The following is a 14,849-nucleotide window of genomic DNA, read 5'->3' on the forward strand; positions in this document are numbered from 1 at the left end:
GCCCATCCGGGACCGGCACCCCGAATTTCCTCAAGATCGCCTTGGCCTGATACTCATGGATATTCATCGCCCCTCCTGTGGTACCTATGTTGGTCGGCCCGAGAGGACCGCCTGAAAGAAGCTCCACACCAGTAAAACAACGTTGGCAAAGATCGGAAATAGGCCAACATTTGTTTTAAAGTGACGTATACAGGAAAAATCTAATAAGATCAAGCGGTTTAACAAGGATTTATTGCATTTAATGCTTTCGGATGGGTTGATGTTTTACGGATCGGGGGCCTGGTGCCGATATTTTGCAGGTTTAGGCGGGTATTTCTGAGTGAACGGAGGGGGGCAATTTACAAAAAGAGGCCAAAATAGAACAGTGTAAAAAAAAGGGGGTGCCGATTGAAAGGCACCCCCTGCCGGCAAATTTTCTGAAGCGAAGCCTAGAATTCTTCCTGCGGCTCCAAGGCCAACACGGAGGCCTCTTCTTCCACAGGGATGCCGTGGTTCAGCACGGTCCGCATCCTCTCGACATCGAGCTCGTTTTCCCAGCGCGAGACCACCACGGTGGCGACGCCGTTGCCGACCAGGTTGGTCAGGGCGCGGGCCTCGGACATGAAGCGGTCGATGCCGAGGATCAGGGCCAGACCAGCGACCGGGATGGTCGGAATGGCGGTGAAAGTGGCAGCCAGGGTAACGAAACCGCTACCGGTTACGCCGGCGGCTCCCTTGGAGGTGAGGAGCAGAACGGCAAGGATGGTCAGGGTCTGGGTGATGGTCAGCGGGGTGTTGGTCGCCTGGGCTACGAAGACTGCTGCCATGGTAAGGTAAATGGAGGTCCCGTCGAGGTTGAAGGAGTAGCCGGTCGGGATAACGAGGCCGACAACCGACTTGGTGCAGCCGAGTTTCTCCAGCTTGTTCATCATGCGCGGCAAGGCGGACTCGGAGGACGAGGTCCCGAGCACGATCAGGAGCTCTTCCTTGATGTAGGCGATGAATTTGAAGATGTTGAAGCCGCAGATCTTGGCAATAGTACCGAGCACCACGAAGACGAAGAGAAGGCAGGTCAGGTAGAAGCAGCCCATGAAGGCACCGAGCTTGGAGAGCGAGCCGACCCCGAATTTGCCGATGGTGAAGGCCATGGCCCCGAAGGCGCCGATCGGTGCGGCCTTCATGATGTAGGTGACCACACCGAAGAAGGCGTGGGAGGTCCTGTCGATGAACTGGTAAACGGGTTTACCCTTCTCCCCCATGGCGGAGAGGGCGAACCCGAAGAGCAGGGCGAAGAGGAGCACCTGGAGGATGTCACCCTTGGCGAAGGCGTCGACCACGCTGTTGGGGATGATGTTCATCAGGAAGTCCACGGTGCTGTGCGACTTCGCCTGGGTGGTGATGGCGGCAAGGGCCTTGGTATCGATCTTGGTCACGTCGGCGTTGAAGCCTGCGCCTGGCTGGAGGAAGGTCACCACTGCCAGGCCGATAGCCAGCGCCAGCGTGGAGACTATCTCGAAGTAAAGGAGGGCCTTCGCTCCCACCCTGCCGACCTTCTTCATGTCATCCATCCCTGCGATGCCGGTGACGACGGTGCAGAAGATGACCGGGGTGATGATCATCTTGATCAGCTTGATGAAGCCATCCCCAAGGGGCTTCATGGCCACACCTGTCTCCGGGTAGAAATGGCCTATCGCGACACCGATGGCGATGGCCGTCAGGACCTGTACATACAGATGTTGGTAAAACTTCTTCCCGTTCATGATCATCTCCTTTTTTGCTACGTCATTTTATGTAGCGGAGCTGCAGGCTGATTCGGCCGCGAACCGTTCGTCGCCGCGGCAGAGATGCCTGCACCACCGTTCGATCGTTTTTAGAACATGGTTAGCAACTAGCATACCAACGACAACCATATCACCAGCTATGCCCCGCAACACTGTCTTTGCTGTATACAGTGCGCACCTGACCAAGCTCGAATGGGTATAACCGGAATGCCGTCTAACCGTTTGGTAAAGAAGCTATGTAGCCGGATTTACATCAATAGCTACGGCCATAACCTGCGTTATAACCATAACCTGCGTTATACCCTTTACCGAAAACAGGCCCGGATAGGCCTAAGCAGTTAGAACACAACGGTTTATTTTTGACACTAACGAAACGCCAGATTTTCCAGGGTCGGCAGGGAGTGAAACGAGACTGGCCCCCTTCGCAAAATGGCCCTCCTTGTAAATGGCCCTCCTTGTAGGTGCGGACGACGCCCCTTCTCCCGAGATAGCCGTCCGGGGCACCGATACCAGGTTCTTGAATCCCCGCCACAATTCAATTGACTGCGGAGAGATCAGGAGAGGAGAGGTCTTTGCAGGCGGGCAGGAACTTCCAGGAAGGAGGGAAGGGATGGGTGCGGGAGACGACTTCGCCATCAACGCTCAGAGCCGGCGCTTTAGACAAAAAAAGGGGTGCCATCTCTGACACCCCACTTGGTCCGGGATTGCTCCCGGTACTACATACCACATCTGCGCCTTCAGTCCTGCAGCCGGCGGCGAAGCACTTCATCCGGCCTCTGCAGCCGGCCTCACCATCAGGCAAGGGTCGCCGTGGCCAGCTGGCCTTCCTCGTCCTCAACCTCTTCGATTTCTTCGGCGGCGAGGAGCCCGGCCGCAGGGAGTCCGGTATCAGAGAGGAGATATTTTCCCGAAAGTACGGCATCCAGTCGCGCGAGATCCACCGACTTCTCCCACTTCGCCACCACCACGCAGGCTACGGCGTTGCCGATCATGTTGGTGAGGGCGCGGCAGGTGGCCATGAACCAGTCGACGCCCAGCAGCAGCACCAGGCCCGACACCGGAAGGGTGTGCAGAGACGAAAGGGTGGCGGCGAGGCAGATGAAGCCGCCCCCCGCGACGGCCGCGGCCCCCTTGGAGGTCAGCAGGAGGACCAGCAGGATGGTGAGCTGCTCTCCGATGGAGAGCTTGATGTTGAAGGCCTGGGAGATGAAAACCGCGGCCATGGTCAGGTAGATCGAGGTGCCGTCCAGGTTGAAACTGTAGCCGGTCGGTATAACCAGGCCTACGACCCCCGGCTCGATGCCGAGATTCTCCAGCTTGCTCATCAGGCGCGGCAGCACCGTCTCGGAGGAAGAGGTCCCGAGGACGATGAAGAACTCCTCGCTGATGTACTTGAAGAGTTTCCAGAGGCTGAAGCCGGCCAGCCGGGAGACGATGCCGAGGATGACCACCACGAAGAGCAGTGCCGTCCCCCAGACCCCGAGGAGGAGCTCGCCCAGCCCCGAGAGGGTGCTGGTGCCGAATTTGGCCACGGCGAAGGCGATGGCGGCGCCGGCCCCGACCGGGGCGAGCTGCATGATGTAGTGGATGCACTTGAAGAAGCCGTGGGTCACCTCTTCGATGATCTCGACCACCCGCTTACCCTTCTCTCCCAGCCCGGCCATGGCGGTGCCGAAAAGGACGGCGAAGAAGAGGACCTGGAGGATGTCCCCCTTGGTGAAGGCGTCAAAGACAGTGTCGGGGATGATGTTCATCAGGAAGTCCGAGGTGCTCAGGTGCTTGGCGCCTTCGGTGAATTTGGCGATCTGGCCGACGTCGAGGGCCTTGGGGTCGGCGTTGATGCCGGCGCCCGGCTGGAGCCAGTTGACCATGGCAAGGCCGATGATCATGGCGAAGGTGGTTAAAAGCTCGAAGTACAGGAGAGCCTTGACCCCGACGCGCCCGACCTTCTTCATGTCACCCATCTTGGCGATGCCGACCACGACCGTGCCGAAGACGATCGGTGCGATAACGAACCTGATCAGCTTGATGAAGCCCATCCCCAGCGGCCTCAGGGACTTGGCCGCCTCCGGCGCGAGAAAGCCCACCAGGACACCGATGATCATGCCGACCGATACCCTGAACAGCAGCGAACCGAAAAAAGCCTGCTTCCTGCTTGTCTTTGCCACCTGCGCCACCGCGATGCTGCTCGACATCCTCTTCCTCCTGTGCGTTCAATTTTAAATCCACCGCGGCGGGAGGGAGCAATCACCGTGTAAACCGTGTTTGCGCCCGCGCCAAGGCAGCTGCCGCTGCGAGAGCCGGATGATCGGCACCCGACATCTCTACTCCCTGACGACGGCAGTAAGGTATTTTGTACCTAAAACTCTGTTAGCAAGCCACATACCAAGGGGGGGAGAGCGGCGCAAGGTACTGATATCGTATACAATACACCCCGGACCCGCCTGCCGCGAAGGGGGCAAAGGTCATAACCAGGGTAATGGCAGAAAGGAGAAGGCCACGGGGAGGGGAGTAATTACGGGACGTTGGAGGGGCTATAAGGAAGGTTATATCTATAATGAAAATTATGACCCTTCCTGAAGGGGGTCAGGAAGGGGTTCGGCCGGGAAAAAACCTTGTCTCAATGGGACGAAGACTTGAGTCGCTTGCTGAGGGCGGGCTGGGAGATGGAGAGGAGCCTGGCCGCGATGGTCTGATTCCCCCCGGCGCGCGCCATGGCCTCCGCCACCAATAGGTCGGCGGCCTCGCTGAAGGTCGGGAGCCGCTCGACGCCGGCAAAGAGCTTGCGGTCGGGGGCAGGAGCGGCCGCCTTCGCGCCGCGGGCGGGACCGATTGCCTTCTTGAAGGTTTCGAGCGAAAGGATCCGCTCGCGGTGGACACTGACCGCGTCATAGATCATGGCCCTGAGCTCGCGGATGTTGCCCGGGAAACTGTAGGTGACCAGGAGCTGGGCCAACTCCTTGGGAGGGGTCGGCTTTTTCTTGCCCAGCGACTCCGCGGCCTCGGAGAGGAAGAAGTCGAGCAGCAGGGGGATGTCGCCCGGACGCTCGCGCAGGGGAGGGAGCAGAATCTGGTGGGTGCGCAGACGGTAGTAGAGGTCGCGGCGGAATTTCCCCTCCTCCTCCTTGGCCCGCAGGTCCTGGTGGGTCGCCACGATGATCCGCGCCTTGAGCCGCTTGGGACGGTCGCTTCCCAGGGGGAAGTACTCCCCCTCCTGCAAGAGGCGCAGGAGCTTCACCTGGGAGGGGATGCTCAGGTCGCCTATCTCGTCCAGGAAGAGGGTGCCGTCGGTGGCCTCCTCGATCATCCCGCGCCGGGCCTGATCGGCTCCGGTGTAGGCCCCCCTGACGTGGCCGAAGAGGGTGTCGGCGAAAACGGTGTCGTCCAGCCCCGCCACGTTGACGGCAACCAACGGTCCGCTGTTGCCGCTCAGGGTGTGCACCGCCCGGGCCACCAGCTCCTTCCCTACCCCGCTCTCCCCGGTGATCAACAGCGGCTGCCGGCTTCTGGCCACCGCCTCGATGTAGCTGAAGATCCCCAGCATGGTGCGGTCGGCGGTGACGATATTGACGAAGGCCTCGGGGTGGCGCAGCTCGTTGGAGAGGATGCGGTCCGAGATGGCGCGGTTCTCCCCCTCGAGCTCCAGGATCCGCACCGCCCTCAGCACGCCGGTGACCAGCCGGTCCTCCTCGATGGTCTTCACGAAGTAATCGAAAGCTCCGAGCTTCATGCAGCGGACCGCGGTCTCGATCTGGTTCATCCCGCTGACCACGATGGTAACGAGGTCGGGGTGGCGCTCTGCGATCAGCGTCAGCAGGGCCTCGCCCCCCAGGTGCGGCATGGTCAGGTCCAGCAGGACCAGCCGGACCTCGCCGCGGGCCAGGATCTCCGGGACTTCCCGGCTGTCGCTGCAGGTGAGGATGTTGTTGATGCCGGCGCGGGCCAGGGTGAGGCTGACCGAGCGAAGCCAGGCGGGCTCGTCGTCCACCAGCAGTATGGAGAAATGTGGTACCGGAGATTGCGACATTTAGGCGTGCTCCTCCTTGATAGTGGAAAGGGTCAGAATGGCGGTGGTGCCGCGGCCCGGCGGAGAGTCGAAGCTGAGGCTCCCGCCGTGCTCCTGGACTATGCCCGCGGAGATGGAGAGCCCCAGGCCGGTTCCGCCGCTCTCCCTCTTGGTGGTGAAGAAGGGATCGGTCAGCCGGTTCAGGTATTCCGGCGGTATCCCCACTCCCTCGTCGCGCACGGTCAGACGCACCGCGCCGGCCTCGGGGTCGAAGGCGGTGGCGATGTGGATGCCATGCTCGGTGGAGGGGAGCGCCTGGCAGGCGTTGATCAGCAGGTTGACCACCACCTGCTCGATGCGCTGGGGGTTACCGCGCACCATGGGGAGATCGCTTCCGTAGAGCGACGAGAAGCAGTCGGTGGCCTTGCGCAGCGAGGTGTCCATCAGGCGCACCGCGGCCTGCACCACGGAGTTCAGGTCGAAGGGCTCCATCCTCACCACCATGTCCTGGCGGGCGTAGTCCTTCAGGTCCTCCACGATCCTCTTGATCCGCGCCGCCCCCTCGCTCATGTCCTCCAGCATATGGGGGACCTCCTCGCGCATCAGGGAATAACTGAGCCCCGCCAGCGGGAAATCTCCCTCTTCCCGGTATCGTGCCTCCAGGGTCTCTGCGGCATCGCGGTAGACGTCCTTGAGGATCGGGAGGTTCAAAAGGATCAGACCGTTGGGGTTATTGATCTCGTGAGCGACCCCGGCGACCAGGACACCCAGGGTGGCCAGCTTGTCGGCCTGGATCAGCTTGTCCTGGTGCAGCCTCAGCTCCTCGAGGGCGCGATTCCTCTCGGCCACCTCCTGGGCCAGCTCGACGGTCCGCGCCTCGACCCGCCGCTGCAGGGTCCGGGACCAGACGCCGGTGGCGATCAGGATGGCCAGCAGCGGAAAAAGGACCATGGCGCCGTACTTGATGACCCGCTCCTGGCTGAAGCGGCGCTGCTCGTTGACCCCGAGCCAGCGGTCGTAGATGGCCTCGTACTGCCCGGTCTGCTGCAGGATCGCAAGCCCCTCGCTGAAGCGGGTGGCCAGCTCGGTATTGCCCTTTTTCACCCCGTAGCAGTACTTCTGGGCGGCCACGTTCTTGGCCACCGGGACCAGGTTGGTGAGGTGCAGCTGCCGGATCAGGAACATGCCCGGAAGGCTTGCCACCACCGCGTAATCGCACTTCCCCGAAGCCAGCAGCCGGAGCGCGTCGGCGGGGGAGTTGGCCAGCACCAGCTCGGGCCCCAGACCGAGCTGGCGCAGGGTGTCATGCATGATCCCGTCCTGGAAAACGATCACCTTCTTGCCCCGCAGCCCCTCCAGCGACCTCACCGCAGCGGTCCCGCGGCGGGCGAAGATGGCGTGGTGGACGATGGTGTGGGGCGCGGAGAAGTCGATGCTCTGGGTGCGTTCTTCCGAATAGGAGACGCCCTGCAGGATGTCGAGCTGCCCTTGAAGGAGCTGGGCGCGCAGCTTCGACCAGTCACCGAAGCGGAATTCCACCTTCATCCCCATCACGTCGGCTATGGCGCGGGTGAGGTCGACGTTGTACCCGGCGGGCTTGCCGTTGGCGTCCAGGAACTCGTAGGGGGGATAGGCCCAGTTCCCGCCGACCACGACGGTCCTGGCCGTCGGCTGCTTTTCGGCTGCGGGGCCTTCGGCAGAAAGGCAGAGGGCGGGACTTCCCGTCAGGAAGACGAGGAGCCACAGGCAAAGGGATAGGGGCCTGATCCACGAAGGGATGGCTCTTCTCCTGTAGGGTTCCCTGCACGTTTTCACCGGGTGGTCTGGCTGCTTCCTGCGGTGGGTCGCGGGTGCTTCGGTGTGATAAGAGGATTTAATCGAGGTTCTCCATCAATGCGCGGTCTTTATCGACCGGCGTACGGCAAACTTTTCGCCCCCCCGCACGCATTGGAGGTCGAGATCCGAATATGGCCGGAAGCTGCCGCCCGGATTCCTGGCGGCTGCCCTGTTCTGCTTTTCCCCGGCAATCTTCGAGCACTTGTCGATGATGACTTCGAGGTCGTTGCCGGTGACGTCAAAAACGTCGAAGCGGTGAGTCCTGGCAACCAGCCCTTCACCTTGAATGCTGGTTATACTCCCCCTGCAGCTTATCACCTCCGCCTGGGCCGAGGAAGCGATCAGGAGGCCGAGCGCCAGCACCGTTGAAACATTCCTTCTCATGCACCCTCCCTGGTGGTGCGTGTTTTTACTCCTCCTCAACCCTCGAGGCACGGGCCCGCCGTCGAGACATTCTGTCGCGGGTGGGCGGAGGTGGCGCATTGGTGGCGACCGGGGGCTGGGGAGGCGCTATCCCGTTGGGCACGGCGGCAGACGGCACGGCGGGAGCGGGAACCATGGTCGCCGAGGCATGCGGGGCTGCCGCGGTTGCGGGCGAGGCCATGGTCGCCGGCTGTTGCCCCGTTGCCCCGGTGGCAGGTGCCTGCGCCGGCTTGGCAGCCGTTGCCGGGGCACCGAGCTTTCCCGTCGCCACATCGAGGACCCTGGCCTTTTTGAGGAAACGTGCCGGTATCTCGTGAAGACTGTTGGTGTAGTGGGCGTTCCCGCGAGCGTCCTTCCAGGTATAGATCTCGCCGGACGCGGAGGTCGCCGCCATCAACAGCAGCATCACTATGACAGACTTTTTCATCATCCCCTCCCTCGGCATGCGCCTTTGCCATTATTGTGGATAATCCTTCGATATTCAATGGAAAAATCTACCACAGTCCATCGAGAGTCCGTTCCTGTCACGGCTCCGGCTGGAACTTTGGTCAGACCAGCCGGAGGGGCGACAGTCGTCGAAGTTGCTGAGATTGCAAACGATCCGGGGCGGGCGTAGAATAAATCCAGCGTTAAAGGACGGGAACGGCCACCATCATTATAGGAGGTACTGACATGTCCAGATTTCTCGCAGTACTGCTGGCATTGGTGATCTCTGTCGCCGGCTGTGCCACATACACGGATGTGAACCGGCAGCGCATGGAGAGCCGTACGCAGCACTACAGCAACTTCGACGCCTCCCTCAGCTGGGACGTGACCCGTTCCCCGACCGGAATGACCATCGATGGGTACTTCAAAAACCTGCGTTACCTCCCTATGGATGACATCGAGATATGGGTCGCCGCCCTCGATGCCAAAGGAAGTCCAACCGCGCGGGCCGTCGGCTTCGTAATCCCCCACAAGCTGCAAGACAACGATGTCGCCCCGTTCACCGTTACACTGCCGGTGACGCCCGTCCCCGGTAACAGGTTGCGCTTCACCTACAAGTATCATGTCTCCGGAGGGGGCGGGACGGATGGACCGGGAGATATCGGCGGCTGGATGCAGAGCTTCGAGGCCGAGATCCCGAACCTGCCATGACTATGCCGCTGACAGGTTTGAGGAAGTGCAAAGGAGAAGGCAGATCATGGCAAAGGCTATCCTTTTGAGTGTCATCTTCTTGGTGCTGGCGATAAGCGGCGCCCGCGTTGCGTATAATTTAAAGTCCGGCCTCACTCCGGCCAGGGCCGAAGCCGCCAGCCACCTCAGGGTCTTTTCCGCGGAGAAAGGAAGTTACATCATGAGCGATGAAGTCGTGAAATCCAACGAAGAGTGGAAAAGGATCCTGACGCCTGAGCAGTACCATGTCCTGAGGGAGAAGGGGACCGAGCGTGCCTTCACCGGCAAGTATGCCACCACGCATGACCACGGGGTGTACCGCTGCGCGGGGTGCGGGCTCGATCTCTTCAGGTCGGAAGACAAGTTCGAGTCCGGCACCGGGTGGCCGAGTTTCACCCGGCCGATAGCCAAGGAGAACATCAAGACCGTCACGGACAGGACTTTCTTCAGCACGAGGACCGAGGTAATGTGCCGCCGCTGCAGCGGCCATCTCGGCCACGTCTTCAATGACGGCCCCAAGCCGACCGGGCTTCGCTACTGCATGAACTCCGCCGCGCTGCAGTTCGTACCGACGAAGTAGGGGCGGCCTTTGGCGCCCATTCTCGGGCGGGATTCGCGGCAGGGAGGGCGCTCACACGGCAAATCCCCCCTGTCCCCCCTTTGACAAGGGGGGGACGCTGAGGGTCACCGACTTTGAGCCGAGGGTCAGGGATTCGCGGCAGGGATGCCGCTCCCACAAGCAAGCGGGAGGGGCAGAGGTGAGGGACGCAAGCCATGCGGTGCAGGCTCTCCCTTTCGTAGGAGCGCCCTCCCGGGCGCGAACCGCTGCAGGGAGGGCGCTCACACGGCAAATCCCCCCTGTCCCCCCTTTGACAAGGGGGGGACGCCGAGGGTCACCGGCTTTGTGCCGAGGGTCACCGGCTTTGTGCCGAGGGTCGCCTCGAGCCGAGTGTCACCGACTTCGACAAGGGGGGACGACGGGGACGCATCATTCTTGGAGAAGCCATCCGCAGCAACGATGCCGCTCCTACACCATGCAGGCCAGGACGGGAGCGATATTCACGGGAGCACGTAAAATGAAGAGAGCCAACATCGCCTTACTGATCGTCATATCCCTTCTCACCAGTGCCGGCTTCCTGCTGGCCGGATCAGGACCATCAGCCGAGAAAGCTGCCCCGGCAACGAGGCAGCTGCAAAAAGCCACCTTCGCCGGCGGCTGCTTCTGGTGCATGGAACATCCCTTCGATGAACTCCCCGGCGTGGTTTCTGTCACCTCGGGCTATACTGGTGGCAGCAAGAAGAACCCCACTTACGGGGAAGTCTCGGCCGGGACCACCGGGCATGCCGAGTCGGTGCAGGTACTTTATGACCCGGCGAAGACCAGCTACGACAAACTGCTAACGACCTACTGGCACAACGTCGACCCGACCGTCAAGGACCGGCAGTTCTGCGACGTAGGCCACCAGTATCGAAGCGCCATCTTCTACCATAACGAGGAACAGCACCGACTGGCCCTCCAGTCGAAGAATGCACTGGAGACGAGCAAGCCGTTCAAGGGAGCCATCGTGACGGAGATCGTTCCGGCCACCGAATTCTACCCCGCGGAAGAATACCACCAGCACTACTACAAGAAAAATCCGATCCGCTACCGCTTCTATCGCGCCAACTGCGGGAGGGATCAGCGGCTCAAGGAGCTGTGGGGGAAGGCCGCCGGCCATTGAAGTTGCCGCTCCCAGGGAGGGGATGATGAAGAACAGGGAGATTGCCAGGATCTTCTCGGATATCGCCGACATCATCGAGATCAAGGAGGGAAACCCCTTCAAGATCAGGGCCTACCGCAAAGCTGCCCTCAACCTTGAGGGGCTGACCCGGAACCTGGCGGAGATGTCGCACAAGGAGATCCTGGAGATCCCCGGCATCGGGGCGGACCTGGCGGCGAAGATCGAGGAGTACCTTCAGACCGGTGCCGTTGCCATGCACGACAACTTGAAGGGCGAGATACCGGCAGGGGTGTTCGCCCTCCTTGCCATCCCTGACCTCGGGCCGAAGACGGCGAAAAGCATCTATGACAGCCTGGGCATCACCAGCGTTGAAGAGCTGGAGCAGGCGGCCCGGGATCACCGGCTGGCCGGGATCAGGGGGATCGCCCAAAAGACCGAGGAGAACATTCTCAAGGGGATCGCAGCGGTGAGGCGGGGGCGGGATCGACTCCCACTTGGGCGGATGCTTCCTACCGCCCTGGACCTCGTCGAGGCCCTGAAAAGGACCTCCAGCCTGGACCGGATAGAGATCGCGGGGAGCATCCGGCGCCGCAAGGAGAGCATCAAGGATATCGACCTCGTTGCCACTTCGCCTGACCCGGCCGGAGTCATGGATGCCTTCGTGGGTCTACCCCAGGTCTACGACGTTTCCATGAAAGGGCCTACCCGCGCCAGCGTGATCATCCGCGAGGGGGTGCAGGTGGACCTGCGGGTGGTGGAACCGGAATCTTTCGGGGCGGCGCTGGCCTATCTGACGGGGAGCAAGCCGCACAACGTCCGGCTCAGGGAGATGGCGGTCAAGCGCGGGCTGAAGATCAACGAGTACGGCATCTTCAGGGACGAGGACAACGCCCGCCTCGGCGGCAAGGATGAGGAAGATGTCTACCGCCTGCTCGATCTTCCCTTCATCCCCCCGGAACTTCGCGAGGACGCAGGCGAGATCGAGGCGGCAATGGCCGGAACTCTTCCCCGGCTGGTCACCCTGGGCGACCTTCGGGGCGACCTCCATGTCCACACCAAGTGGAGCGACGGCGCCCACAGCATCGCCGATATCGCCGAGGCCGCCCGGCAGGCCGGGCTTTCCTACCTCGCGGCCACCGATCATTCCCAGGCCCTCGGGATCGCCAGGGGACTGACGGTAGAGCGGCTCATGAATCAGGCCAAGGAGATCAGGGCCTTCAACGCGGAGCACCAGGGATTCACGGTCCTGCACGGCACGGAGATGGATATACAGGCCGATGGCACCCTCGACTTCCCGGACCACGTCCTCAAGAAGCTCGACATCGTCGTGGCCTCCATTCATTCCGGCTTCGGCATTCCCAAAGACAAGATGACCGCTCGCATCGCCGCCGCCATGCGAAATCCTTACGTTTCCATCATCGCCCACCCGACCGGTCGGCTGATCGGGGAGCGGGAAGGGTACGAGGTGGACATGGAGGAGTTGCTCCGTGTGGCCAGGGAAACAGGGACCGCCATGGAGATCAACAGCTATCCCCTGCGGCTCGACCTGGCCGACAGGTATGTCCGTCGCGCCAAGGAGCTGGGAGTCGCCATAGCCATCAACAGCGATGCCCACGTCAAGGACCAGTTCAACACCCTCTCCTACGGGATTTCGGTGGCCCAGCGTGGCTGGCTGGAAAAGGGCGACGTCCTCAATACCCTCGAAGTGCCGGAGCTGCTGAAACGGATAAGGGAAAAGAGAAAGCGGCTTCTCTGAGTTCTTGACTTAAACCGCTCCCTATGCGAGTTAAGAGCCGGAATTGATTACACGGTAACGATCTGCGCGAGGAAGCCATGTCCCACCGCAATTACTGGCTGTTCAAATCCGAGCCTGCCACCTTTTCCCTGGACGACCTGCGCACCCGGCCCGACCAGACCGAGCACTGGGACGGTGTCAGGAACTACCAGGCCCGCAACCTTCTCCGGGACGAGATCAAGAAGGGCGACCTGGTCTTTTTCTACCACAGCAACATTGCCGATCCTGCCATTGCCGGGATTGCCGAGGTGGTGAGGGAAGGCTACCCCGACTTCACCGCGCTTGACCCGCAGAGCGCATACTTCGACCCGCGCAGCACACCGGAGAAGCCGATCTGGTACATGGTGGACGTCCGTTTCGTGCGGGAGCTGCCGCGGCCGGTCACCCTATCGGAACTGAAATCCATCCCCGCCCTCTCTTCGATGGTTCTGCTGAACCGCAGCCGCCTCTCGGTCCAACCGGTACGGGAGGAAGAGTGGTCCGAGATCCTGCGGCTGAGCGGGATAAAGGAGTAACGGAGCACGATGCATCGACAAAGAAAGAACAGGTCCAAGAAGATAGGCGCGGCGCCGGGAACCCTGGTGCATATCGGGGAACAGAAACCGGGCAAGACCAGGATCGACGTCATCGAGTATGACGCGAACCGTCTGGAGAAGCGCCAACTAACCTCGCACGCCGAATGTCAGCCTCTGAAGGGGGCTCCGACCGTGACCTGGATCAACGTCGACGGCATCTCCGACGTGGAGGTCCTGCAGCACCTGGGGACCTGCTACGGGATCCACCCGCTGGTCCTGGAGGACATCGTCGCCACCGACCAGCGCCCGAAAGCGGAGGACTACGGCGAGCATCTCTACGTGGTGCTCAAGATGATCTCGCTCGACGCAGATGGGGAGATCGCGGCGGAGCAGGCGAGCCTGGTTCTCGGGGAGAATTATCTCCTCTCATTCCAGGAGGGGCTGGAAGGAGACGTCTTTGAGCAGGTCCGGCTACGGCTGGCAAACGAGAAGGCGAAGCTGCGCTCTGCCGGGGCGGACTACCTGATGCACGCCCTGCTCGACGTCATCGTGGACAACTACTTCCTGGTGCTGGAGAGGCTGGCCGAACGGATCGAGCAGATCGAGGACGACCTGATCGAGAATCCGCGGAGCGAGACGGTCCACACCATCTACCGGATGAAGCGCGAGATGCTTTTCCTGCACAAGATGGTGTGGCCGCTGCGCGAGGTGGTTGGCCGACTGCAAAGACGCGACTCGGCGCTGATCCGGGAGGAGACGGTGATCTATCTGCGGGACCTCTACGATCACGCGGTGCAGGTACTCGACACCCTCGAGACCCTGCGCGACACCCTTTCCGGCATGCTCGATATCTACCTGACCAGCGTGAGCAACCGCCTCAACGAGGTGATGAAGGTGCTGACCATCATCGCCACCATCTTCATGCCGCTTTCCTTCATCGTCGGCTGGTACGGGATGAACTTCAGGAACATGCCGGAGTACAACTGGCGCTACAGCTACCCCGTGGTGCTCTTGCTGATGGCGGTGATAGCGGGCGGGATGCTGGTCTACTTCAGACGAAAACGCTGGATTTAATCGAGGTGCGGTGACAGTGACTCTCCCCCTGCACCGCTTTCTGGCGGACAGGAGCAAGAAGGGACCTGATTAGTACCAATCTTCCGCCAGCTTCCAAAACTGTCATTCCCGAAGCGATTCTGATCGGGAATCCAGCTCCTAAACGACGTGAAATCTGGATCCCCGATAAGGGCATTCGGGGATGACAATCTCAGAGCGGAAGATTAGCGCTTCAGTTTTACTTTTGTTCCAGTGGTCAGGAATTGCCAGACAAAAGCGAAGGCAACCCCCCCCCTGCCCCCCGTGGTGGTTAGGTTGTTGCTTTGCCTCTTTCCCTTCCCAACCTTCCTTCGAAACTGCGCCCTCTCCCGATGGTGAGGGCAAGTGCCACGGAGATACGGACTTCCCTCACCCCGACCCTCTCCCGGAGGGCGTGGGGGAGCTTGTAAAGTGGAGAACTGGGCAGGTGCAAGTAGCTAACCGGACAACGCTGCCCTGCCCCCCCTTCGCAAAGGGGGGGCCTTAGGGTGGCGACAGCGGTTTTACCTGGTTAATTCTGAGGTAGGGGCGGCGTACAAGCAGCGG

General features: G+C 61.3%; 12 protein-coding genes. 6 read left to right on the forward strand and 6 right to left on the reverse strand.

Going from position 1 to position 14,849, the window contains the following annotated elements; translation table 11 throughout:
• Positions 1 to 428: 428 nt before the first annotated feature.
• From AC11W3_RS03485 to AC11W3_RS03510, 6 genes are all read right to left on the reverse strand, one after another.
• The gene (locus tag AC11W3_RS03485) at positions 429 to 1,739 is read right to left on the reverse strand and encodes a dicarboxylate/amino acid:cation symporter (protein ID WP_484088434.1); all 1,311 of its coding nucleotides are present in this window, start codon (positions 1,737 to 1,739) and stop codon (positions 429 to 431) included.
• Positions 1,740 to 2,554: 815 nt separating this feature from the next.
• Entirely contained in the window at positions 2,555 to 3,955 is a 1,401-nt protein-coding gene (dctA, locus tag AC11W3_RS03490; RefSeq protein ID WP_484088435.1) for a C4-dicarboxylate transporter DctA, read from the reverse strand.
• 425 nt (positions 3,956 to 4,380) lie between these two features.
• The gene (locus AC11W3_RS03495; protein WP_484088436.1) at positions 4,381 to 5,787 is read right to left on the reverse strand and encodes a sigma-54-dependent transcriptional regulator; all 1,407 of its coding nucleotides are present in this window, start codon (positions 5,785 to 5,787) and stop codon (positions 4,381 to 4,383) included.
• Positions 5,788 to 7,581, reverse strand: a complete 1,794-nt coding sequence (locus tag AC11W3_RS03500; protein ID WP_484088437.1) for a transporter substrate-binding domain-containing protein — start codon at positions 7,579 to 7,581, stop codon at positions 5,788 to 5,790.
• Positions 7,582 to 7,656: 75 nt separating this feature from the next.
• Positions 7,657 to 7,986 (reverse strand): hypothetical protein, encoded by a 330-nt coding sequence (locus AC11W3_RS03505; protein ID WP_484088438.1) that lies wholly within the window; start codon positions 7,984 to 7,986, stop codon positions 7,657 to 7,659.
• Between the two features lie 25 nt (positions 7,987 to 8,011).
• Positions 8,012 to 8,452 (reverse strand): hypothetical protein, encoded by a 441-nt coding sequence (locus AC11W3_RS03510; protein ID WP_484088439.1) that lies wholly within the window; start codon positions 8,450 to 8,452, stop codon positions 8,012 to 8,014.
• A gap of 245 nt (positions 8,453 to 8,697) precedes the next feature.
• Here AC11W3_RS03510 and AC11W3_RS03515 point away from each other — a divergent pair, with 245 nt between their 5' ends.
• The 6 genes from AC11W3_RS03515 to corA all read left to right on the forward strand — a co-directional run bounded on the left by AC11W3_RS03515 (position 8,698) and on the right by corA (position 14,285).
• The gene (locus AC11W3_RS03515; protein WP_484088440.1) at positions 8,698 to 9,162 is read left to right on the forward strand and encodes a hypothetical protein; all 465 of its coding nucleotides are present in this window, start codon (positions 8,698 to 8,700) and stop codon (positions 9,160 to 9,162) included.
• A gap of 46 nt (positions 9,163 to 9,208) precedes the next feature.
• Complete coding sequence (msrB, locus tag AC11W3_RS03520) at positions 9,209 to 9,760, forward strand: peptide-methionine (R)-S-oxide reductase MsrB (RefSeq protein WP_484088441.1); 552 nt, start codon at positions 9,209 to 9,211, stop codon at positions 9,758 to 9,760.
• A gap of 496 nt (positions 9,761 to 10,256) precedes the next feature.
• The gene (gene msrA / locus AC11W3_RS03525; RefSeq protein ID WP_484088442.1) at positions 10,257 to 10,901 is read left to right on the forward strand and encodes a peptide-methionine (S)-S-oxide reductase MsrA; all 645 of its coding nucleotides are present in this window, start codon (positions 10,257 to 10,259) and stop codon (positions 10,899 to 10,901) included.
• A 25-nt stretch (positions 10,902 to 10,926) separates the two neighbouring features.
• Complete coding sequence (gene polX / locus AC11W3_RS03530) at positions 10,927 to 12,657, forward strand: DNA polymerase/3'-5' exonuclease PolX (RefSeq protein ID WP_484092491.1); 1,731 nt, start codon at positions 10,927 to 10,929, stop codon at positions 12,655 to 12,657.
• Positions 12,658 to 12,734: 77 nt separating this feature from the next.
• A complete protein-coding gene (locus tag AC11W3_RS03535; protein ID WP_484092492.1) occupies positions 12,735 to 13,211 on the forward strand; it encodes an EVE domain-containing protein in 477 nt (158 codons plus the stop codon).
• A 9-nt stretch (positions 13,212 to 13,220) separates the two neighbouring features.
• Positions 13,221 to 14,285 carry a magnesium/cobalt transporter CorA gene (corA, locus tag AC11W3_RS03540; RefSeq protein WP_484088445.1) on the forward strand — a complete coding sequence of 355 codons (1,065 nt, stop codon included), beginning with the start codon at positions 13,221 to 13,223 and terminating at the stop codon, positions 14,283 to 14,285.
• The last annotated feature ends 564 nt before the right edge of the window (positions 14,286 to 14,849 follow it).

Source organism: Geomonas sp. (genome assembly GCF_056994735.1).